21 protein-coding genes, 1 tRNA gene and 1 pseudogene are annotated in these 20,385 nt (G+C 44.4%); 8 read left to right on the top strand and 15 right to left on the bottom strand.

Features of this window, described 5'->3' with window-relative positions; translation table 11 throughout:
- Positions 1-218, top strand: a 218-nt coding sequence (locus QTN94_RS11795) for a hypothetical protein (RefSeq protein WP_331427738.1), incomplete at its 5' end; no start/stop codon positions are given.
- Entirely contained in the window at positions 211-525 is a 315-nt protein-coding gene (locus QTN94_RS11790) for a DUF3622 domain-containing protein (protein WP_331427737.1), read from the top strand. The genes QTN94_RS11795 and QTN94_RS11790, both read left to right, overlap by 8 nt.
- Positions 526-589: 64 nt before the next feature.
- Here the strand turns inward: QTN94_RS11790 and QTN94_RS11785 are convergent, their stop codons facing one another.
- The 3 genes from QTN94_RS11785 to QTN94_RS11775 all read right to left on the bottom strand — a co-directional run bounded on the left by QTN94_RS11785 (position 590) and on the right by QTN94_RS11775 (position 1,760).
- Complete coding sequence (locus tag QTN94_RS11785; RefSeq protein ID WP_331427736.1) at positions 590-781, bottom strand: DUF4250 domain-containing protein; 192 nt, start codon at positions 779-781, stop codon at positions 590-592.
- A complete protein-coding gene (locus tag QTN94_RS11780) occupies positions 781-987 on the bottom strand; it encodes a YaeP family protein (RefSeq protein ID WP_138971762.1) in 207 nt (68 codons plus the stop codon). Before QTN94_RS11780 ends, QTN94_RS11785 begins: the two co-directional genes overlap by 1 nt.
- 119 nt (positions 988-1,106) lie before the next feature.
- Positions 1,107-1,760, bottom strand: coding sequence for a tellurite resistance TerB family protein (locus QTN94_RS11775; RefSeq protein ID WP_331427735.1), 654 nt, complete (start codon positions 1,758-1,760; stop codon positions 1,107-1,109).
- 1,614 nt (positions 1,761-3,374) lie between these two features.
- Between QTN94_RS11775 and QTN94_RS11770 the strand changes: the two genes are divergently transcribed.
- Together QTN94_RS11770 and QTN94_RS11765 are read left to right on the top strand one after the other, a co-directional pair.
- Positions 3,375-3,674, top strand: coding sequence for a hypothetical protein (locus tag QTN94_RS11770; protein WP_331427734.1), 300 nt, complete (start codon positions 3,375-3,377; stop codon positions 3,672-3,674).
- Positions 3,675-3,676: 2 nt separating this feature from the next.
- Positions 3,677-4,048: a hypothetical protein gene (locus QTN94_RS11765; RefSeq protein WP_331427733.1), complete on the top strand. Its 372-nt coding sequence runs from the start codon at positions 3,677-3,679 to the stop codon at positions 4,046-4,048.
- A 139-nt stretch (positions 4,049-4,187) separates the two neighbouring features.
- Here the strand turns inward: QTN94_RS11765 and purN are convergent, their stop codons facing one another.
- The gene (purN, locus tag QTN94_RS11760; RefSeq protein WP_331417701.1) at positions 4,188-4,829 is read right to left on the bottom strand and encodes a phosphoribosylglycinamide formyltransferase; all 642 of its coding nucleotides are present in this window, start codon (positions 4,827-4,829) and stop codon (positions 4,188-4,190) included.
- A 24-nt stretch (positions 4,830-4,853) separates the two neighbouring features.
- Positions 4,854-5,894, bottom strand: a complete 1,041-nt coding sequence (gene purM / locus QTN94_RS11755; RefSeq protein WP_331427732.1) for a phosphoribosylformylglycinamidine cyclo-ligase — start codon at positions 5,892-5,894, stop codon at positions 4,854-4,856.
- Between the two features lie 176 nt (positions 5,895-6,070).
- On the opposite strand from purM, the gene upp reads away from it, so the two are divergent.
- Positions 6,071-6,697: a uracil phosphoribosyltransferase gene (upp, locus tag QTN94_RS11750; RefSeq protein WP_331427731.1), complete on the top strand. Its 627-nt coding sequence runs from the start codon at positions 6,071-6,073 to the stop codon at positions 6,695-6,697.
- Positions 6,698-6,919: 222 nt separating this feature from the next.
- On the opposite strand, the gene QTN94_RS11745 is transcribed toward upp, so the two are convergent.
- The 4 genes from QTN94_RS11745 to QTN94_RS11730 form a co-directional block, all read right to left on the bottom strand.
- Positions 6,920-8,128, bottom strand: a complete 1,209-nt coding sequence (locus QTN94_RS11745; protein ID WP_331427730.1) for an IS256 family transposase — start codon at positions 8,126-8,128, stop codon at positions 6,920-6,922.
- Between the two features lie 168 nt (positions 8,129-8,296).
- On the bottom strand, positions 8,297-9,295 hold the full coding sequence (rluF, locus tag QTN94_RS11740; protein ID WP_331427729.1) for a 23S rRNA pseudouridine(2604) synthase RluF: 999 nt from the start codon (positions 9,293-9,295) through the stop codon (positions 8,297-8,299).
- A 95-nt stretch (positions 9,296-9,390) separates the two neighbouring features.
- Positions 9,391-9,972, bottom strand: a complete 582-nt coding sequence (smrA, locus tag QTN94_RS11735) for a DNA endonuclease SmrA (protein WP_331427728.1) — start codon at positions 9,970-9,972, stop codon at positions 9,391-9,393.
- Between the two features lie 159 nt (positions 9,973-10,131).
- On the bottom strand, positions 10,132-10,272 hold the full coding sequence (locus QTN94_RS11730) for a DUF3149 domain-containing protein (RefSeq protein ID WP_011078358.1): 141 nt from the start codon (positions 10,270-10,272) through the stop codon (positions 10,132-10,134).
- A 263-nt stretch (positions 10,273-10,535) separates the two neighbouring features.
- Between QTN94_RS11730 and QTN94_RS11725 the strand changes: the two genes are divergently transcribed.
- Positions 10,536-10,612, top strand: a tRNA-Pro gene (locus tag QTN94_RS11725).
- 79 nt (positions 10,613-10,691) lie between these two features.
- On the opposite strand, the gene QTN94_RS11720 is transcribed toward QTN94_RS11725, so the two are convergent.
- Positions 10,692-11,558 (bottom strand): TraB/GumN family protein, encoded by an 867-nt coding sequence (locus tag QTN94_RS11720; protein ID WP_331427727.1) that lies wholly within the window; start codon positions 11,556-11,558, stop codon positions 10,692-10,694.
- 312 nt (positions 11,559-11,870) lie between these two features.
- Here QTN94_RS11720 and QTN94_RS11715 point away from each other — a divergent pair.
- Both QTN94_RS11715 and QTN94_RS20650 read left to right on the top strand, forming a co-directional pair.
- Positions 11,871-12,500, top strand: a pseudogene (locus tag QTN94_RS11715) (carbohydate-binding domain-containing protein); the annotation flags it as partial.
- 47 nt (positions 12,501-12,547) lie between these two features.
- Entirely contained in the window at positions 12,548-12,709 is a 162-nt protein-coding gene (locus tag QTN94_RS20650) for a chitobiase/beta-hexosaminidase C-terminal domain-containing protein (RefSeq protein WP_443088792.1), read from the top strand.
- A gap of 76 nt (positions 12,710-12,785) precedes the next feature.
- Here QTN94_RS20650 and QTN94_RS11710 read toward each other — a convergent pair whose 3' ends face one another.
- From QTN94_RS11710 to nagA, 5 genes are all read right to left on the bottom strand, one after another.
- Positions 12,786-14,177 (bottom strand): peptide MFS transporter, encoded by a 1,392-nt coding sequence (locus QTN94_RS11710; RefSeq protein ID WP_331417697.1) that lies wholly within the window; start codon positions 14,175-14,177, stop codon positions 12,786-12,788.
- Between the two features lie 294 nt (positions 14,178-14,471).
- Entirely contained in the window at positions 14,472-16,136 is a 1,665-nt protein-coding gene (gene asnB / locus QTN94_RS11705; protein WP_269378188.1) for an asparagine synthase B, read from the bottom strand.
- 208 nt (positions 16,137-16,344) lie between these two features.
- Positions 16,345-17,934 carry a cation:proton antiporter family protein gene (locus QTN94_RS11700; protein WP_331417696.1) on the bottom strand — a complete coding sequence of 530 codons (1,590 nt, stop codon included), beginning with the start codon at positions 17,932-17,934 and terminating at the stop codon, positions 16,345-16,347.
- An 86-nt stretch (positions 17,935-18,020) separates the two neighbouring features.
- On the bottom strand, positions 18,021-19,235 hold the full coding sequence (gene nagC / locus QTN94_RS11695) for a DNA-binding transcriptional regulator NagC (protein ID WP_331417695.1): 1,215 nt from the start codon (positions 19,233-19,235) through the stop codon (positions 18,021-18,023).
- 2 nt (positions 19,236-19,237) lie between these two features.
- On the bottom strand, positions 19,238-20,374 hold the full coding sequence (nagA, locus tag QTN94_RS11690; protein WP_331417694.1) for an N-acetylglucosamine-6-phosphate deacetylase: 1,137 nt from the start codon (positions 20,372-20,374) through the stop codon (positions 19,238-19,240).
- Positions 20,375-20,385 lie beyond the last annotated feature (11 nt).

Here is a 20,385-nt window from a genome sequence, read left to right as displayed (position 1 = left end):
ATAATACTCTCGCCTCTCGCCTCTCGCCTCTCGCCTCTCGCCTCTCGCCTCTCGCCTCTCGCCTCTCGCCTCTCGTAAAAAACTTGCAGCGTTATGCGGACTTTTGTGCTCTAATACCGCGCTTACCAAGGGATGGTGTTAAACAGCTCAGCTTAGATGGAGTTATCAAGTTGACCGAATCCCTGATTAATCCCTTAGGAAATGAATTAAATGTCTAAAAATCCAAAATTTGCTATTCGCACTTCTGAAAAACGTAACGGTTGGACTGCTGAAATCACTCGCCAAGTGACTTCTCGTAAAACTGTCGTTTCTAAGCGTGAAATGGCTTTTGAAAGTCAAGAACTTGCTCAAGCGTGGGCAGAGAAAGAACTTGCTGGTTTCGTTAAAAACCAAGCAGAGCGCAACGAACGTAAAGCGGTTCAACGTCAAGAGCGTTTAGAGCGTGAAGCACGCCTAGCTCGTGAAGCTGAAGAAAGAAAAGCACGCCGTTTAGCTCAACGCGCAGATGATGCTGACGAAGAGTAAAGATTGCTTCTACAGATAAAAAAACCGCCAAACGGCGGTTTTTTTATCTCTGAATCTAGCGCGTTTACCGAAACTGACCTGCTTCTGGCAAAAAGTCAAAGCCAGCGGTTGATAACTTCGCTTCTAACGCGACTCTATCAATATCGAAAAACGCGACGAGTTTATCTAAGTCGCCAGCAAAATCGTCACGCAGCTTCATGTTGATGATACTCATCAGCATAATTGGGTCCATTGACTCAAAGTTCGCTAAGTTCATTACTTATCCTCGAAATCTGAAATAAGTAAGTTTGCCGCAGCAAATGCTGCTTTTTCTCGAGTATCCTTTGGTAAGGACTCATCAGCAGCGATATCATTTAACGCTCTAACTGCACATGAGATAGCTTGTGGGACATAAGCTTGATCTCCACTACCAATCTGGGCATAAAGTTCACGAATTAGATCACAACAGCCGTATACTTGCATGGCCTTCACTCCAATAAATAGTCACTGCTGTCAAATATACACAGTCGCTCAAAGAAACTCAAAGCAGGTGCTTGTCCTAGCTCAAGGGTTACCTTTGGCTGTTGAATATCTGTTCAATGTTATGTCCTGTTTAACTGTTGTTCTAACTGAAAGGTTACTTCTGGTGACAAGTTGAGTTGTTTAGCGAGTTCTTGGAGATAGGCCTTCTCCATAAAGTTTTGTTCATCAATCACGATCAGCGAAGCGAGATATATTTCAGATGCTTGCTGAGGTGAGCGCGCTAAACGCGCAATTTCAGTCGGAACGAGTGGCTTATTCAGCTCTGAATGAAGAAAACTTTGCAGTTGAAGATCTGCGCCTGCTTGTTTTAGTGTCAGTTCAATTCGTTCCATTTCTTGCTGATCCACATGACCATCGGCTTTCGCTGCTGCAATCATCGCCGTTAAGATCAGTTCGCTGTGGATGCTATCTTCAGCGTTGAAGGTATCTTGCTGAGCATTGTGGTTTGATATCGAGGCGTTTTTATCCTGATAGTCGTTATACACCTTGTACGCCAAAGCGCCTAACGCAGCGACACTGCCAATTTTAAGTGCATTTTTGCCGAGTTTTTTGCTCTTCTTTGAACCCATCAGAAGGGAAACCAAACCGCCTCCGACGGCGCCAGCTCCCAGTGATTTTAAAGTGCCTGAGCTGGATTGTTGTTTGACGTGTTGTTGGCCTTGTTTAACAAGGTCGGAGTTAAGTGCTTGATTGAGTAAACTTTTCAGATCCATCGCATGCCTCCATTGGTTGTTAGCACCATAGCAGGGGCAAGATGAATGGAAGATTAATATTAGGCGAGAGAATAAAAAAAAGACGAGCACCTGGCTATAATGCCAGTCAGCTTAACTGACTGGCATTACGCGAAGGCGACCTTTATTGTTTGAGCTTAATATTCGTGACAGGGGTAAATGGTGTAGCCATCTATAAAGCTGATGCTTTGAATTTCTCGTTTTTTTAGCTCTCGTCGGAGGCTTCCGTGAAGTTGAGCTTTTGTAAATGAGCAGTATATATGTCTGCCTTGTGATAGCTCTGTTTTTAGGAAGTCCCCTAATGAATCGTTGTGTGAAGCAATATACAAATCCTTGTCGGTAATAGGAGTCCTTTCCGAAGATGGTAGTGAGGCTTGTGACAGCATCAAGCATTCTCCTAAGTTGGTTTAATGTTATTACTCATAAATCAAGCGACCCTGAAGGTCATATCTAATTCAGCGCTACCATACATGATAGTTTGGTAATATCTAGCTAGTTGATTACTTAAACATCAAGTTGTCGCATTTTTGGTCTAGAGTGATATAGGACATTTCTTCAAAAGCTCATTTTTGTCTTATTTGTTAGATAGCGGTATTTAGCGTTAACGCCTTGGCTTTCGAAGTCGCCCACGTTTAATTGCTCCCATTTCATCTGAGTAAAAATATTCCAGTGGTTTGAGTGATTTGATTTGCTCTACGGTGAGGTCTATCTCATTTGAGATGTACTTCGCATCTAATGAGGTTTTTTGTTTGCCACACCGGATTCGATTGGATTGAGAGATGACCGTTTTAGGGACTTGCTGCGGTCTCTGGTAAATACTATGCAGGATAAAACCAAACTTTCGACCTAGCTACACAAAGTTTGTTGAGTACGCCCTCTGCTTTGCCACTGCCAAGCTCACACACGGCTAATTCTTCTAGAACAAGGTGTAAAACTCGCCCACCATCCAGACGAACGCACAAAAAGCGGCGAGGTTTTGTCGCCTCAACCGTGCGCGCAATTCGAAAGCTGGCGCGTTTGCATGGCGGCAATCATAAACTCGCGCATGTCGTAATAACGGCGCACATTTAGACCCTGACCACCTAGAAGAGGCGTTAGAGCTAAATCCGTTAAATCAGCATTATCGTTATTAGGCGGCAGTTTGTCGTCTAATAAGGCTAACTCTTATTAATTGATTTTTAAACAAATCAACAAGATAAAAGGAAATATTGTGTCAGATATAGAACCGAGAATTAGTACATTATCTTTTGTAGGGTTCTACGTGAATTCGGCAATTGCCAATAGTCACCTTGAGAGCGTCTCATTACCGCCAAACAAAGTCATTTTGAGTGTGTATAACGTTACTTGTCTATTTTTGACTATGCTAAGCATTTGTTTTATTAGGGTTTAGGCGGTTTTACAAATCCGCGTGTTGGGAGTTCGAATCTCTCCACCCCAGCCATCTTCAATTGCATGTTTATGCAAACAAAAAAGGCCCAGTCATTTGACTGCGCTTTTTCATTTCTGGATGATATTCACATCGTAATATATTGATATTTTACATAATGAACTTTTGTTTTGTACGCTGCTGTTGCAAGTATGATACAGGGTGAAATTATGGCAGTCGCAGAATTTAGGCTTTTATATAGTGCTTTAGCGGCGATTTATGGTGAGGTGACTGGGAAGGTTGACTCGGAGCGAGTGTATCGAACTGTGGTCCCGTTAGTGTTAAATGCCATTGACGCTGGCGCAAAATATAACGATAAAGAAATTCAGGATGCGGTTGATGCACTTCATAAGCTGGCTCCTTACGGTATTAGAAGAATGCAATTCAAGCGTGACTATTTACAATCAATAGATGGGCTAAAACGCTTGCCTCGCAATCCAGATATGCTTTCTCCAGCCTATTGGTGGTAACTATGGGTAACAAGGTTATTTTTTATATTGTTATAACGCTGATGATTTTTAGTCGCGTAGCGCTTTTAACATTAACTGACGGGGCTTTGCTGAGTGAGCAATTTATACTAACAAACGTTTATTCAGTGGGTAGTGATGTAATTATTCTTCTAGGCTTATACTTCAGTGCATACAAGAAAAATGTGCCTTATATTTTTGCGCTAGTCATTGTAATTAATACCATCGTATTTGCGCTATACACGGTTAATGACATGCATAGTATTACTATGACGGAGCGTGAAAACATAGCTTTATGGGTTACTTGGTTTGTTTATTACGCCATGATATTAAAAAGCCTATTTTCGCTAGTTAAAAGACAACCGTTAGTTAGTTAGAAAAACAAAGGCCCAGTTAATCGAACTGGGCCTTCTAGATTGCGAATTCGTGTTTCTTGGTCTTTCTGGACGTGCTTAAAATTTTAATTGTCGATTTTAGGTCATGCTAAGTGGTTGTTTTGTTGTAATGTTAGGCAGATTACTCTTCTGCGTAGCCGTGAATGCTAAGTAGATTACCGTCTAGGTAAGCTTCTTTACCATCTTTCATGACCAAGCGCTCTTCGACTAACCACTTAACGACCATAGGGTAGATTCGGTGTTCTTGTGTTTGAACGCGCTCAGTCAATGTGTCTACGGTATCTTCATCGAAGATGGGTACTTTCGCTTGTAGAATCACAGGACCGCCATCCAGCTGTTCTGTGACAAAATGAACACTAGTCCCATGTTCTTCATCACCCGCGTGAATAGCACGTTGGTAAGTGTTCAACCCAGGGTATTTAGGCAGTAGTGAAGGGTGGATGTTGATCATTCGACCCATGTAGTGGCGAACAAACTCGCCACTGAGGATTCGCATGTAGCCAGCAAGTACGATGACATCAGGTTTGTACTCATCGATTTGCTTCATTAACTCATGATCGAAAGCATCACGGGTATCGAAGCTTTTTGGATCAAGAAAATGAGCCCCAGCCTCAGCCATTTTCGCACGTTCTAACGCGTACGCATCGGCCTTGTTTGAAAACACGGCTGTGACACGGCCACCAGTAATACTGGTATTACAAGCGTCAATGATTGCTTGTAAGTTTGAACCGTTTCCTGATACTAAAACAACGATACTTTTCATACTTGATTGAACTCTACTTGAATACTAGTTAATTTCTACTTGCTCTTCGCCTGATGCTGCGTTGGCAATCTCACCTATGATCCAAGCGTTTTCGCCTTCAGCTTTTAGCAGTTCAACAGCTGCGCTTGCTTGATCTTGAGGTAGCGCAACAATAAGGCCCACGCCACAGTTAAATGTGCGGTACATTTCGTGAGTGGTTACGTTGCCTTTTTCTTGTAGCCATTTAAAAATAACAGGCCATTCCCAACTGCTACCATCAATAACGGCTTTAGTACCTTCTGGTAGTACGCGAGGAATGTTTTCCCAGAAACCACCACCTGTAATGTGAGAAATCGCATGGATGTCGTGTTTCTCAATCATTTTTAGTGCTGATTTGATGTAAATCTTGGTCGGCTCTAATAGGTGTTCACCGATTGTGCGTCCAGCTAGCTCTTCATTTTTGTCTGCGCCAGATACTTCAAGGATCTTACGGATTAGTGAGTAACCGTTTGAGTGAGGGCCACTTGAACCAACGGCAATAAGGGCATCACCAGCGGCGACTTTAGTGCCATCAATGACGTCTTCTTTTTCTACAACGCCAACACAGAAACCTGCAACGTCGTAGTCTTCACCTTCGTACATGCCTGGCATTTCAGCGGTTTCGCCACCAATAAGAGCACAGCCCGCTTGAACACAGCCATCTGCAATACCTGAGACAACGTCAGCCGCAGTGTCGACGTCAAGCTTACCTGTTGCATAGTAGTCTAGGAAAAATAGTGGCTCAGCACCTTGAACGATAAGGTCGTTCACACACATAGCAACAAGGTCGATGCCGATTGTGTCATGCTTTTTCATATCCAAAGCCAGGCGCAGTTTTGTACCCACACCATCTGTACCAGATACTAGAACTGGTTGCTTATATTTAGTTGGTAGTTCACACAATGCGCCAAAACCACCAATTCCACCCATTACTTCTGGGCGACGTGTACGTTTTACAGCACCTTTAATACGGTCAACAAGCGCGTTGCCTGCATCGATATCTACGCCAGCGTCTTTATAGCTAAGAGATGTGTTATCAGCACTCACAGGGAAGTCCTCGGTTTTAAGTTGGATATGAAAACGGCGCTATTCTAACAGTGGATAAACCTATATAGCAAACGTTTGCGCAAGTTTTTTCTTTTGCGCTATGACAAGAAATTGAGAACGAAATCGTTTATAATCCTGAGGTTTGTTTAAATTTTACCTGATATCCGGAGATGGAAATGAAAGTTGTTGAAGTAAAACACCCTCTTGTGAAGCACAAACTTGGTCTAATGAGAGAAGGTGATATCAGCACTAAGCGCTTTCGTGAGCTAGCGACAGAAGTTGGCAGCCTATTAACTTATGAAGCGACAGCGGATTTTGAAACGGAAAAAGTAACCATTGAAGGTTGGAACGGTCCAGTTGAAGTGGACCAAATCAAAGGTAAAAAAGTAACAGTAGTGCCAATCCTACGTGCAGGTCTAGGCATGATGGATGGCGTTCTTGAGCATATGCCAAGTGCACGTATCAGTGTTGTTGGTATCTACCGTGATGAAGAGACGCTAGAGCCAGTACCGTACTTTAACAAGCTAGCGTCCAACATGGATGAGCGTATCGCTCTTGTTGTTGACCCAATGCTAGCAACTGGTGGTTCTATGATCGCAACAATTGACCTTATAAAAGAGAAAGGTTGTAAAGCTATCAAGGTTCTTGTTCTTGTCGCGGCTCCTGAAGGTATCGAAGCGCTAGAAAAAGCACACCCAGACGTAGAGCTATACACTGCGGCAATCGATCAAAAGCTAAATGACAAAGGCTACATCGTCCCAGGTCTTGGTGATGCGGGTGACAAGATCTTCGGTACACAATAAGCGAAGATTGTAATGATTGCGAAAGAGAGCCATAAGGCTCTCTTTTTTTGTCCTACGAAAATCTAGAACGCTGCGCTCCGAGAATCGAGACCGGACTTCGTCCTTCGAGGGAGCTTGTGATGAGAGAGTCGAAAGTTGCAGGCAGTGCTGGTTAGTATTTAAATCAAATTGCCTGAATTTAAAAGAAAAGACCCTGTAAATAATTCTGTGTAACTGTCGGGGTTACATGTATTCAGTGAGTCGGTCTTCGAACATAATCATAAAGCGGTTTAGAGCTTGTCGCCAGTTTCTAATCGGCATCGTCCACTTCTTGGAAGCATCTCGGATAGCCAGGTAGATCACTTTTCGAGCTGATTCATCTGTTGGGAAGAGCTTGCGCTTCTTGATCGCTTTTCTAATAACGCTGTTGAGGGATTCAATGGCGTTAGTCGTATAAATGGCTCGACGAATATCCTCTGGGTAGTTAAACAGGGTGTTGAGGTTGTCCCAATGCGCCGTCCAAGATCGACTGATTTGAGGATACTTACTATCCCATCGGTCAGAGAACTGCTCTAGAGCCAGCAGAGCCTCATCCTCTGTGGCTGATTGGTAGATTTTCTTCAGGTCAATCGTCACCGCTTTGTAGTCTTTCCAAGGGACGTACTTAACCGAGTTTCGCACCATGTGGACGATACAGAGCTGTATTTGCGTCTCTGGGAACGCGGTGTTGATGGCGTCAGGAAAGCCCTTGAGTCCGTCAACGCAAGCGATAAGAATGTCTTTTACCCCACGATTTTGAAGCTCGGTCAGCACGTTGAGCCAGAACTTGGCACCTTCCGTTTCAGAGAGCCACATACCGAGCAGTTCTTTTTGGCCTTCCATGTTGACGCCTAGCGCAAGATAGACTGCTTTGTTGATGACTTGCTTGTCTTGACGCACCTTAACCACGATGCAATCGAGATAGACGATAGGGTAAATCTCGTCGAGAGGTCGCGATTGCCATTCAATCACTTGCTCGAGCACCGAGTCGGTCACCTTTGATATCAGCGTTGGCGAGACATCAGCATCATACATTTCCTTGAACGTTGCGACGATTTCACGTGTGGTCATGCCTTTCGCGTACAGGCTCAATATTTTGTCGTCCATGGATTGGAATCGAGTTTGGTGCTTTCGTACGAGTTGAGGTTCAAAGCTAGCTTCACGGTCGCGAGGGACGTCGATATCGACCTCTCCATCATCAGTGATGATGGACTTACCCGAGTAGCCATTGCGGGAGTTGGAACTGGTTCTAGATTGGTGCTTTTGATATCCAAGATGCTCATCGAGTTCAGCGTTTAACGCCGTTTCAACGGTCACCTTGGTTAACATTTTTCGGAAGTCATCAAGATCAGATTCTGTCTTAATTGACTTTGCTGCTTCACGAGCAAAAGCTTCGAGTGCTTTCTTATCCATATTGTCCATCCTTAGCCTTTAAGGCTTAAGTCTAGACAGTTACACAGAATTCTCGCTTCTCGCTTCTCGCTTCTCGCTTCTCGCTTCTCGCTTCTCGCTTCTCGCTTCTCGCTTCTCGCTTCTCGCTTCTCGCTTCTCGCTTCTCGCTTCTCGCTTATTTCTTCAAACTCAACGTGCCGCCTTGTGACTTAGCTGGGCGCTGCGCTTTTTCTGAAGTAGGTTTGTAGAAAGTCTTTTTAGCAGGCTTGCCTTTCGATTCTGCTTGTTGGTCACCTTAGAGTTTGGAGCATGGCGGAACTCTTCGGCGTTGCGACCTTTAAAGGTACGTTGCTTTTGGTTGCGACGTGCTTTCGATTCTTGGTTCTCTTCACGGCTGTCAAATAGTTTCGCGTCAGTTGCTCGACGAATGCGTTTACCTTTCGCGTCCATCTTAGAAGCTTCTTCTGTGCCACTTGAATCTTCACACATAGCAAGAATTTCAGAGACTTCTGCGTCGGTTAGGTAGCGCCATTGTCCATTTGGAATACCATCAAGCGAAATGTTCATGATGCGGACGCGGCGAAGTTTAAAGACTTCGTAGCCGAGTGCTTCACACATACGACGTATTTGACGGTTAAGACCCTGAGTTAACACGATACGGAATGAGTATTTAGTCTCTCTTACAACTTTACAAGGTAAGGTTACGGTATCAAGAATGTTGACGCCGGAAGACATCTTGTTAATGAAGTCATCACTGATGGGCTTATCGACACGAACAACATACTCCTTCTCGTGGTTGTTACCAGCACGGAGGATCTTGTTAACGATGTCACCATCATTGGTCAGGAAGATAAGGCCGTCAGAAGGCTTGTCGAGACGACCAATTGGGAAGATACGTTTTTTATGGCCGACAAAGTCGACAATGTTGCCTGGTATATCGCGTTCGGTGGTACAAGTAATACCCGTTGGCTTATTCAGAGCGATATAAATCGGTTTGTCGACTGTGGCTGAAATCGGTTTGTCATCAACACGAACGTCGTCACCTGATTGAACCTTAGTTCCCATCTCAGGTACGAGGCCATTAATTGTTACGCGGCCCTGCTCAATCAGTCGGTCTGCTTCTCTTCGTGAACAGAATCCAGTCTCACTGATGAATTTATTTAGGCGTTTGCCAGTATCTTGTGTCATGTTGTTCTCCTAACGTTTCACAACGGCGGTTAATAAAATGTGCTGACCAAAATATCAACACAAAGAGGTCGCGTATTCTAGCACCGAGCGACAAGTTAACCCAGACGTTTTTGATGCCGTTCACGAGTTTCTATTTTTTTCTCAGCACTTTTCCTGAGGAGCACATAAACTGCGCCAGTCCCGCCATGAAAGCGTTGGGCACTATGAACACACTGAACTTCTTTGATTTGCTTTAGCCACCGAGCAACGAAACTCTTCATTAGAGCTGGTGGATTTGAACGTTCCCCTTTGCCGTGAACAATGACAACGGTACGGATATCCATACGCATACATTGTTTTAGGAACTTAGCCATTTCATCTCGAGCTTGTTCTAGTGTTCTTTTATGCAAGTCTAATCTAGCTTGAATAGGGTATTTGGCTAGACGCAGCTTTTTATACACGCCATCTTGGACACCATCACGTTTAAACTCGATGACGTCGTCTGGCTTGATCATTTCCGCGTGGTCAATAGACAGATATTCAGGATCATCTTCAGTCAGCCAAATTGCGGCTTCGCGTTTGGCGAGTTGAGCATCCGTTACTTGATGGTGTTTTTTATGTTCGGTTGTATCTTGCTTGAGAGGTTTTACATCCCCCATCATTTGTTGAAACAAACCGAATTCATCGTCTTGAGACATCACGAGATCTCAGCATGGGAAATTAATAACAGTATTATACTAAACAGGCGAAGGGAGAGGTCAAAATTTTGTAGCGAGGAAATAAAAAACCGAAGCAGACAATGTATCTACTTCGGTGCATAGCGAATTATCTATTCCGAGAAATAGGGCTAAGCGATTCTAGTGAGGAGATTTGTCGTTCATCACTTTGTAGACGATGAAACCGCCATAGAATAGCATTAGACCTAAGGCTCCAAAGATAACAATCATTGAAGATAGTCCTACCGCATTACCAAATAGGAGATCAAGCCAAAAGTCCATAGTTCCTCCGTTGTCTACAAAATGAGATGACAGGGCTTAAGGTAAGCCTTGATTAAATATGCAACACTGATCTGGATCAATTGTTGTTATTAGGTTGCTATTTTGTTTGTCTTGATGTGTTTTTGCTCACACTTTGTCGCCCGTCGATGATGTTTTAGTCAAACGAACTTAATTTTTCAAAAAGTTAGCTAAAACGGCTTGCGTATGTGCTGAGAATCCGTAATATACGCATCCGTTGACGGGCTAAGCCTGAAGAAACAACTCGGTGAATAGCGCAGCTTGGTAGCGCATCTGGTTTGGGACCAGAGGGTCGGGGGTTCGAATCCCTCTTCACCGACCACATTTAGAAAGCCGTAGCAGAAATGTTACGGCTTTTGTCGTTTAAGGGTGTTTCGTCGTTTATGGGCGGAGTAAGCACATTAGTACTTAAATTCACATTGAGCTTTGGTGCTTTGTGACAACTGAGATATTTTGAACCCATTATCTTTGAGTAATTGCAGGACGCTTTGCTCACCGAGTAAGTGCAGCGTGCCGACCACAACGACATAGTTTCCTTTATTGTCAGGAAGCCAGTTTGGATTCGATAGTTTCTCAGCCCAGTCTAAGTTTCTATCGGTCAACAATGCAGACTCGAGTTCCTCGGACATTTCGGCCAGTGTCGCAAATTCATTAAGCTTATCTAAATCGCCTGCCTTCCAGCTGTCTATTAGGCAATGGGTAGAATCTTCAGAATGATCAAACTCCTCGATTGCACTGATTAGCATCTCTTTACCGGCTTGGTCTTGCCCAGTAAGAAGATCAATCTGGAACTGCAAAGACTCGAGACCGATAACGGGTATGTTCCATAGCGTCGCTTTGTTGGCTAAACGTATATCAACGCCATCGGATGCTGAGTAACCAAGATACTCTATTTGCTTGAGCTGGATTGCCAGAGCGACGGCCCAAGGTGGTGAGAGGAGGAGTTCGTTGCCTTTAAGTTGTAGGAGAGTCGCAATGCCCAATAGCTCATCTTGCTGCTGTTTAGATAAAACATCCTTCGCCACTAAATCGATTGGAGGGTACTGAATTCCACTGGTTTGACGGATATCGGTTTCTACAATTAATCCCTTGCTGGCCTTTAGCTGTTTAAAGATTTTCTCGGGTAAGGGATACATGCTTTCATCGCCTACATGTACTGAACCAATGATGGTATAGGTCAATGGGCCTTTTTGAGCTTTCCAGTATAAAGGCTCAGCATTAAGGCTAATTGAAGCAACCAGTAAACTCAGAACCATCAGTATTTTCATTTCAGCTCCTAATACCATGCGGAAAAATCGTTAAATTGCGTCTTTTTGACGTAGCTTAGCGAGAGAAAAATGCGTGTTAATTCACGTTTTTATATTTCCCGCTGTTGTTAATTTTAAGATAGAAACGGCATATTGTGATCTTAATTCACCTCTCATAGTAAGCTTTCCCCAGATAATGTGAATTGCCTCTCAGTAATCTCGTTAAAATAAGTCTGTCGATTTTGACGTTTCGTTTAAATGTCTGTTTTTATTGCGTTTTAAATGCTCATGAAATCTAAATTTTGAGATTGATATTTTTCTGGGGTAAGTAAGATGTTTAAACAAAATCTGATTGCAGCGTCAGTATTGGTAACATTGGCTGGTTGTGCATCATTTCAATAAACGGAACAACGCGTGGTGAATTCACTGGCGGAGAATCTTGATGTTCAATATCAAGTACTCACTAACCACGGTGCAAATGAAGGTCTTGCATGTCAGGGCTTAGGTGCGGAATGGGCATCATGTAATCAAGTCAATATGACATTGGTGAATCAAGGTGAAGCGATCGACTCAAAAGAGTGGGCTATCTATTTCCACAGCATTCGTCTAATTCTCGATGTAGACAATGAACAGTTCAAAATCACACGAGTGACAGGCGACTTACATAAGTTGGAGCCGACAGATAAATTTGATGGTTTTTCTGCTGGGGAAACTATCGTCCTTCCTCTGATCGGCGAATACTGGCAGTTATTCGAAACGGATTTCATGCCAGGCGCATTCGTTGCAGCACCCAATGCTGAGCCTAAAATGATCGCATCTCTAAATACGGAAGATGTTGCGTCGTTTGTTACTGGGCTTGAAGGGAATAACCTAAAACGAACACCGGATGACAACAATGTTTTTGCTAACGCTGTGTCTCGCTTCGAGAAGAACAAAGATCTAAACGTTCAAGACGTATCGACTATCGTTTACCTGTACCTGGTGCGAAATTGGAAAATGGTCAACTTACAATGAATGTCCAGTTCCCAGGCGTTGTTCTTCAATACTCTATTGATGGTGAGACGTGGATGACTTATTCAGACCAAGACCGCCCGATGGTCGCAGGGGAAGTATTTATTCGTTCAGTATCAGCAACGGGTGATAAAGCGAGTCGTGTTACTCGTGTGAAATAGCTTTGCATTGCCAGATAAGCAAAACGCCCAGCCAAAAAGGCTGGGCGTTTGTTATTAAGATAATAAGATAAGCGAGTTACGCTACTTGAGCTTGTTGCTCTTCGACCTGCTCTGCGTTGCTAATTGGTGTTTCTGCACCGTGCATCCAACGAACGAGCGTATTTGAGAACAGAAGTAAGACTACACCAGAAATCGTTGCTGCCACAGCGATGCCTCCGAAAATCGGCAGCGCACCTAGCTCGCCTACGTGTGAACCGATCAAACCTGCGACATAGTTGGCAATGGCATTGAAGCCGAACCACGCGCCCATCATTAGCGATGCAAGACGAAGAGGTGCTAGCTTAGTGACAAGTGAGAGACCAATTGGTGATAGGCAAAGTTCGCCAAGCGTATGGAAGAAGAACGCACCTACCAGCCACAGCATTGATGTCTTAACGCTAGTGTCACCGCCTTGCTCCATTACAGCGCCAACCATGCATAGGAAACCAAGTGCCAAGAAGAAAAGCGCTAGCGCAAATTTAACCGGAGAATTCGGTTCTTTTGGCCCAAGTTTTACCCATAGTGCAGCGAGTAGCGGGGCGAGAGTAATAATGAAGAATGGGTTGAGTGACTGGAACCAAGCCGCTGGAACTTCAAAACTGCCAATCATACGATCGGTATACTGCTGAGTGTAGATGTTCATCAATCCGCCTGCTTGTTCAAAGCCCGCCCAGAAAACGATAACAAACAGCCCCATTACTAGAATGACTTTTAAGCGATCAACTTCTTGTTTGGTTAACGGCTGTTTGGTCGCCGATTGTTTCTTTTCGAGATCACGAGCTGCCGCGGGTACAACGCCTATGTCACCCAGCCAAGACTTAGCTAATGTCATTTGCATGATTAAGCTGATGATCATACCTAGACCCGCGACCATAAATCCGGCCTTCCAGCCAAATTCATTGGTTACAGAACCTGATACGACACCGGCAATCAGAGCGCCTAGGTTGATGCCCATGTAGAAGATAGTAAATGCGCCATCGCGACGGTTATCACCTTCTTGGTAAAGATCACCAACCATAGTGGAAATGTTTGGCTTGAACAGACCATTACCAAGGATCAGCAACGCAAGGCCAAGATAGAAGCTGTGAGTGACGCTCAACCCAAGCATATCGGCAGGCAGAGCGAGTGTGAACTGACCAACCGCCATCAAAGCACCACCAATTAGAATCGAACGGCGTTGACCTAAGTAGTTGTCGGCAAGATAGCCACCTATCATCGGTGTGATATAGACAAGTCCAGTATAGATGCCGTAGAGATCGAGGGCATCTTTAGTCGACCAACCCAATCCACCGTTAATAGTAGTATCGGTCAAATAAAGAACTAAGATCGCGCGCATCGCGTAGTAAGAGAAACGCTCCCAAAGCTCAGTACCAAAAAGTAGGAACAAGCCTCTAGGATGTCCAAAAAATTGTTGATGTTGGTTTGTCATAAGTTTTACTAATTTGAGTTATTACAGTTTTTTATTTTTCTCTACATATACTCCTTAGACTTACTCTCTGCAAATGGCGACTATCTATGGAATTTAGCGAAATTAATTCTAACTAATTGAATTGAATGGTTTATTTTCTTGGTGGGTAAGGGGTATAGTCGTGCCACAAACTTAGTTTCCAAAACTGAGGTGTGTTTTCGAGATTGTTACATTTATGGGGAGTGTGAATGGTTTGCTGGGGGATAAATAAAAAAAGACACCTAAATAGGTGCCTTTGAATCAGTTGCTGCTGGCTTAGTAAGCGTCGTTATGTACGCTCTTAACCGCACGTCCTGAAGGGTCAGCCATATTTTTGAATGACTCATCCCATTCAATCGCTTTCGCTGAAGAACAGGCTACCGATGGACCGCCAGGAACACATTCTGCTGCTGATGGCAGAGGGAACAACTCTTCAAAGATCTCACGGTATACGTAGCCTTCTTTAGTTGTTGGTGTGTTGTATGGGAAGCGGTAAGACGCCGTTTCCATTTGTTGGTCTGTGATTTTCGCTTCAGCCACTTCTTTTAGTGTGTCAATCCAGCTGTAGCCAACGCCATCTGAGAACTGCTCTTTCTGACGCCATGCGATTGAGTCTGGTAGGTAATGTTCGAAACACTCACGCAGGATATGTTTTTCCATCTTACCATTGCCGCACATCTTGTCTGCTGGGTTGAGACGCATTGCGACATCAATGAACTCTTTGTCTAGGAAAGGTACACGGCCTTCGACACCCCAAGCCGCAAGAGACTTGTTGGCACGAGCACAGTCAAACATATTAAGTGCAAGCAGTTTACGTACTGTCTCTTCGTGGAACTCTTGAGCGTTTGGTGCTTTGTGGAAGTAGAGGTAGCCACCAAAGATTTCATCCGCGCCTTCACCTGATAGCACCATCTTGATGCCCATCGCTTTGATCTTACGTCCCATCAAGAACATTGGTGTCGATGCACGAATCGTCGTTACGTCGTATGTCTCGATATGGTAAATCACGTCACGAATGGCATCTAGACCTTCTTGAATGGTGTAAGTCATTTCGTGGTGAACGGTACCGATTTTTTCAGCCACTTCACGTGCAGCTTTAAGATCTGGTGCGCCTTCTAAGCCAACCGCAAATGAGTGTAGTTGAGGCCACCATGCTTCTGATTTCTCATCATCTTCGATACGCATAGCCGCAAAGCGCTTCGCGACCGCTGAAGTGATTGATGAATCAAGGCCACCAGAGAGTAGAACACCGTAAGGAACGTCGGTCATCAGTTGGCGTTTAACCGCGGCTTCCAACGCTTCTTTTAGTTCTTCTTTGCTGCTGCTGTTACCTTGAACGGCCGCGTACTCATTCCAGTCACGAATGTAGTAACGTTGTGGCTCAGAGTCTGTGCTGCTGTAGTAACTGCCTGGAGGGAATTCACTCACGGTTTTACATACAGGCACTAATGCTTTCATTTCTGAAGCGACATAGTAGTTACCATGCTCGTCGTAGCCTTGGTAAAGAGGAATGATACCGATGTGGTCACGACCAATCAGGTATTGATCTTTCTCTTCATCGTACAGTACGAACGCAAAGATACCGTTCAGTTCTTCAAGTAAATCAGCACCCATATCTTGGTACAGGGCTAAGATCACTTCACAGTCTGAGTCTGTTTGGAAGTCGTACTTGCCTTCATAACGAGCGCGGATCTCTTTGTGGTTGTAGATTTCGCCGTTAACCGCAAGGATGTGTTTCTTGTCTGGACTGTATAGAGGTTGCGCACCACTGTTTAGACCTACGATTGCAAGGCGCTCATGCGCAAGAATGGCTTTTGGTGATGAGTAGATACCAGACCAGTCTGGGCCACGATGGCGAAGCTTTTTAGACATTTCCAACGCGACTGGACGTAGCGCTTCTGCATCACTTTTGATGTCTAAAATACCAAAAATTGAACACATACAACTTCCCTTTAAATTTTATTTAATCTGTTAAGTTCAATTTGCCATTCTGATTAAAAAAATCAACCTTCAATGATAAAAAAAATCAATAAAAAGTCATTGTGTTAGATGGCGTTTAATTAAAGTGTGTTTTTGGTGAATGATTTTCACTAAAGGTCGTTTTTTGTTCGCTAGGCATAAAAAAGGCAGCGAAATTGCTGCCTTAGTTTTATTTATGCTTCGAGAACGAAGGTTGTAATTGTTCACAAACATGGCGGGCAAAACCGCTGCCTGCCTCATTGTAGATATTGAATGCCGCATCGACACCATCTTGAATGAGTGCGTCCAACTGATCGGGATACTCAGCAATTGCGGCAATTTGACCTTGGAAGTTACGACGCTTTAACTGTTCGAGCGCGATTTGATTACCTTGGTGGTGCGGCATAGCTAATAGCACCAGCTTAACATTTGCGGTGTCTAAGATGCGCTCCCAGAAGTCTGGGTCGGTCGCATCGCCTGCAATAACGTTTCGACCATGGCTTTTATGAACGTGTGCAGCGTCTTCACGTACTTCAATACCTAAACTGATTTTTCCATAACGTTTACGCAGTTCATCGTAAGCACCTGTACCAATTCGACCCATGCCGAGGATAAGTACTTGAGCGTCTCCAGGGTTGATTAACTGGTCACGTGTGTTTAACGTTTCTGCTGCGTGCTCGCGCAACCAACGACCAGAGCGTTGATACAATGCATGACCGTGACGGTTGATAGGGGCGGCTAAGACAAATGAAATTGATACAGATATCGCCAAGGCAACGAGAATGTCACTGCTCATCCAACCCATTTTATACGCCAGTCCCCCAACAATAAGGCCGAATTCACTGAAGTTGAATAGGCTTAATGATGCCAATAGAGACGTACGGACACGGAACTTAAAGCCGTTAAGTACCAGAAAATAGAGGATGCCCTTGAGAGGCAGTAGCATCAAGAAGAGTAACGCCAACGCAAGGCCTGATAGCGTTGGTTGAGCTGACAGGCCGATATTGAGGAAGAAACAGACTAAGAACAGCTCTTTGAGGTTGAAAAGCGATTTAGATAGCTCTGACGCTTTTTTATGCCCAGCAAGCAGCATTCCGAGGATCAGTGCGCCTAAATCTGGCTTCATTCCAACCAACTCGAATAACCCCGCGCCTGCGACGAGTGCAAAGAAGATTCCAAGTAGAACCAACATCTCACCATGGCCTACCCAGTCAAGCATCTTGTAAAACAGAGGTCTGAGAAGTGGTAACGCGAATAGACCAATAGCATACCACTCGGGGAGTTTACCCGTTGATGCAGTTAAGAAGACAACAGCAAAAATATCCTGCATGACTAAGATACCAATGGCGATGGTACCGTAGGTCGCGTTCATTTCCCCTTTCTCTTGCAGCGATTTCACTGCAAATACGGTACTTGAGAAAGAGAGCGCAAAGCCAAGTAGCAGCAGTTGGTCCACTGACATTGCCGCTAATGAACTTACGCCAAGAAACTTAAAGCAGAACAGAACAACGCTGAAGAGGGCAGTAGAGAGTAGGTTATGAACCGTTGCCCCTGCCCATATTTCTTTGGAGAGTAGGGTTTTAATATCGAGCTTTAAGCCAATGGTAAACAGAAGTAGCGTGACTCCTAAATCGGCCAAAGTGATGATGGTTTCATTAGATTGATAGCCAAATGCATGTAAAGCAAAGCCTGCTAACAAAAAACCGACCAGTGGAGGTAGGTTACATTTGAGCGCAATAAAGCCAGCTAGGAAAGCGGCTGAAATTAAAATGAGTTCCATATAGTTGCGATTTCGTCCTAAAAAAACGGGCTACATATTCGTAGCCCGTTATTCTAACTCAATTAGTTGCTTACTGGTGCAGAAGATTAATCTTCTAACAATTTTTGTAACAAAACGCCATTTAACATGGCACGCTTAACCATAGCAAACGCACCTAAGGTCGGTTTCTTGTCGATTTGAGAGGCTACAATCGGTAATCCGCTATGGAATGTGGTCAAAGATTGATTTTCGACGTTACGGCGGATGGCTGGGAAGACGATCTCTTCACACTGAGTGATATCACCCGCGATAACGACTTTTTGTGGGTTGAATAAGTTAATGGTAATTGCAATTGCTTTACCAAGTTGATTACCCACGCGAACCAGACTCTGTTTTGCTAACTCATCACCTAGGTTGGCGTGTTCGCAGACATCAGATATACGGATAGTTTCAAGAGCAGTCAGACTAGACTCATAGCCTTGTTTAATCAGCTTGTTTACGCGCTCAACGATGGCAGGGTTAGCTGCAACCGTTTCAAGACAGCCAAAATTACCACATTGGCATTGCTCGCCCAGTGGGTCGATCTGGATGTGACCAATCTCACCTACGTTGCGGTTATAGCCAAGGAATACCTGACCATTAACGATGATACCTGCACCGGTACCGCGGTGAACACTGACTAAGATTGAATCCTGACAATCTTTACTCGCACCAAAGTAATGCTCTGCCAATGCCATACCACGCACGTCGTTGCCGACAAAACATTGGACATGGAAAGTCTTTTCAATCACATCCGATAGCGCAAGGTTATCAATAGTGATGTTTGGCATGTATTCAACAACACCGGCTTCTGGATTCACCAGACCCGGTAGAATGACGCCAATAGCGATCAATTGATTGATGCTTGTTTGATGGGTTTGAATAAAAGCCTTTAAGTGAGACAGCAAACCTTCAACTAATTCTTCCTCGGTGGTGTAGAAGAATTCGTTGTAGTCTGAAGCAAGCTCTTTGGCACCTAAATCATAAAGGCTGAATTGAATGTAATCTCGCCCTAGGCGAATCGCGACAGAGTGGAATGGCTCTACTTCTGTTGTGAGTGATATCGCGCGACGTCCACCTGTAGAAGCTTGTTGCGCGACCTCTTTGATTAGGCCGCGCTCGAGGAGTTGGCGGGTGATTTTTGTAACACTGGCAGGAGCCAGTTGACTGACGTCTGCAACTTGGATCCTAGAAATAGGGCCCTGCTGGTCAATCAGTCTATAAACTGCTGCACTATTTAGTTGTTTTACTAAATCTACGTTACCTATTTGTCCGCCATTCATTCTTAATTTTGCTCGTATTGTCCGTTAACAACCGTCGCTTGGACGTTGAAGTCACGGTCAAAAACAGTCAGGTTGGCAATCATACCTTTTTTCACAAGGCCAAGTTTGTCTGCCATACCGATTGCTTTTGCAGGATACAGAGTAGCCATACGCAGTGCTTCGTCCAGAGCGATACCGACGTGCTCAACAGTATTTTGTACTGCTTCAATCATAGTGAGTGCAGAGCCGCCTAGTGTGCCATTTTCATCAACACACTTACCATCTCGGTAATATACTTTCTTACCAACAAAAATAAAGTAATCCATGTCGGCGCCTGCAGGAGCTGTGGCATCGGTCACTAATACTAATTTTTCGCCCTTAATTTTGTGAGCGATTCGAATGTTTGCATAGTCGACATGGAACCCATCAGCAATGATACCTGCATAGACATCTGGCGTGTCGTAAATGGCACCGACGACACCAGGTTCACGACCAACCATAGGTGTCATCGCGTTGAATAGGTGTGTTGCGAAGGTAATACCAGCCTCAAACCCACGTCGTGCTTCAGCATACGTCGCATTGGTATGACCGATAGACACAACAATACCTGCTTGTTTAAGGCGCTCGATATGAACCAAGTCGTTGTGTTCCGGTGCTAACGTGACTTTTGCAATGACATCTGCGTTGTCACACATGAAGTCAATCATGTTGTTATCTGAAGGGCGAATGTAGTCGACGCTATGAATCCCTTTCTTCATGACGTTAAGGTACGGTCCTTCAAGATGAAGACCTAGAGACTGGTTTTGGTATTTGGCGTGGTATTCACGCGCTGCAGCAACCGCTTGACGCATATCTTCGTCAGAGGAGGTGATAAGAGTCGGGAGGAAGCTTGTACAGCCTGACTTTAGGTTAGCTTGATGCATGATTTGCATTGTTTCAGCAGTGATTTCGTCATTGAGCATCACACCGCCGCAGCCGTTTAACTGTAGATCAATAAAACCTGGGCTGACATTAGCACCATTTAGGTCGCGAGTTTCGATACCTTGAGGAAGTTCAGAAACAGGGCATACTGAATCAATAACATCGTTGTTAATGATGACAGCATGGTCAACGAGCACATCGCTGCCAGTATAGATTTTACAGTTAGTTAGCGCATACATAGTTAGCTAAT

The sequence above is a fragment of the Vibrio sp. M250220 genome, from assembly GCF_036533795.1.
In the GTDB taxonomy this organism is placed as follows: Bacteria; Pseudomonadota; Gammaproteobacteria; order Enterobacterales; family Vibrionaceae; genus Vibrio.
Note: the sequence above shows the minus strand (reverse complement) of the source record. Positions and strands in the feature narration are given on the sequence as shown.

Excerpts from the sequence above, each read along its gene's own strand:
- QTN94_RS11790 (WP_331427737.1), top strand. The coding sequence starts at position 211 with ATGTCTAAAAATCCAAAATTTGCTATTCGCACTTCTGAAAAACGTAAC.
- QTN94_RS11785 (WP_331427736.1), bottom strand. The coding sequence starts at position 781 with ATGAACTTAGCGAACTTTGAGTCAATGGACCCAATTATGCTGATGAGT.
- QTN94_RS11780 (WP_138971762.1), bottom strand. The coding sequence starts at position 987 with ATGCAAGTATACGGCTGTTGTGATCTAATTCGTGAACTTTATGCCCAG.
- QTN94_RS11775 (WP_331427735.1), bottom strand. The coding sequence starts at position 1,760 with ATGGATCTGAAAAGTTTACTCAATCAAGCACTTAACTCCGACCTTGTT.
- QTN94_RS11770 (WP_331427734.1), top strand. The coding sequence starts at position 3,375 with ATGGCAGTCGCAGAATTTAGGCTTTTATATAGTGCTTTAGCGGCGATT.
- QTN94_RS11765 (WP_331427733.1), top strand. The coding sequence starts at position 3,677 with ATGGGTAACAAGGTTATTTTTTATATTGTTATAACGCTGATGATTTTT.
- purN (WP_331417701.1), bottom strand. The coding sequence starts at position 4,829 with ATGAAAAGTATCGTTGTTTTAGTATCAGGAAACGGTTCAAACTTACAA.
- upp (WP_331427731.1), top strand. The coding sequence starts at position 6,071 with ATGAAAGTTGTTGAAGTAAAACACCCTCTTGTGAAGCACAAACTTGGT.
- QTN94_RS11745 (WP_331427730.1), bottom strand. The coding sequence starts at position 8,128 with ATGGATAAGAAAGCACTCGAAGCTTTTGCTCGTGAAGCAGCAAAGTCA.
- rluF (WP_331427729.1), bottom strand. The coding sequence starts at position 9,295 with ATGACACAAGATACTGGCAAACGCCTAAATAAATTCATCAGTGAGACT.
- smrA (WP_331427728.1), bottom strand. The coding sequence starts at position 9,972 with ATGTCTCAAGACGATGAATTCGGTTTGTTTCAACAAATGATGGGGGAT.
- QTN94_RS11730 (WP_011078358.1), bottom strand. The coding sequence starts at position 10,272 with ATGGACTTTTGGCTTGATCTCCTATTTGGTAATGCGGTAGGACTATCT.
- QTN94_RS11720 (WP_331427727.1), bottom strand. The coding sequence starts at position 11,558 with ATGAAAATACTGATGGTTCTGAGTTTACTGGTTGCTTCAATTAGCCTT.
- QTN94_RS20650 (WP_443088792.1), top strand. The coding sequence starts at position 12,548 with ATGAATGTCCAGTTCCCAGGCGTTGTTCTTCAATACTCTATTGATGGT.
- QTN94_RS11710 (WP_331417697.1), bottom strand. The coding sequence starts at position 14,177 with ATGACAAACCAACATCAACAATTTTTTGGACATCCTAGAGGCTTGTTC.
- asnB (WP_269378188.1), bottom strand. The coding sequence starts at position 16,136 with ATGTGTTCAATTTTTGGTATTTTAGACATCAAAAGTGATGCAGAAGCG.
- QTN94_RS11700 (WP_331417696.1), bottom strand. The coding sequence starts at position 17,934 with ATGGAACTCATTTTAATTTCAGCCGCTTTCCTAGCTGGCTTTATTGCG.
- nagC (WP_331417695.1), bottom strand. The coding sequence starts at position 19,235 with ATGAATGGCGGACAAATAGGTAACGTAGATTTAGTAAAACAACTAAAT.
- nagA (WP_331417694.1), bottom strand. The coding sequence starts at position 20,374 with ATGTATGCGCTAACTAACTGTAAAATCTATACTGGCAGCGATGTGCTC.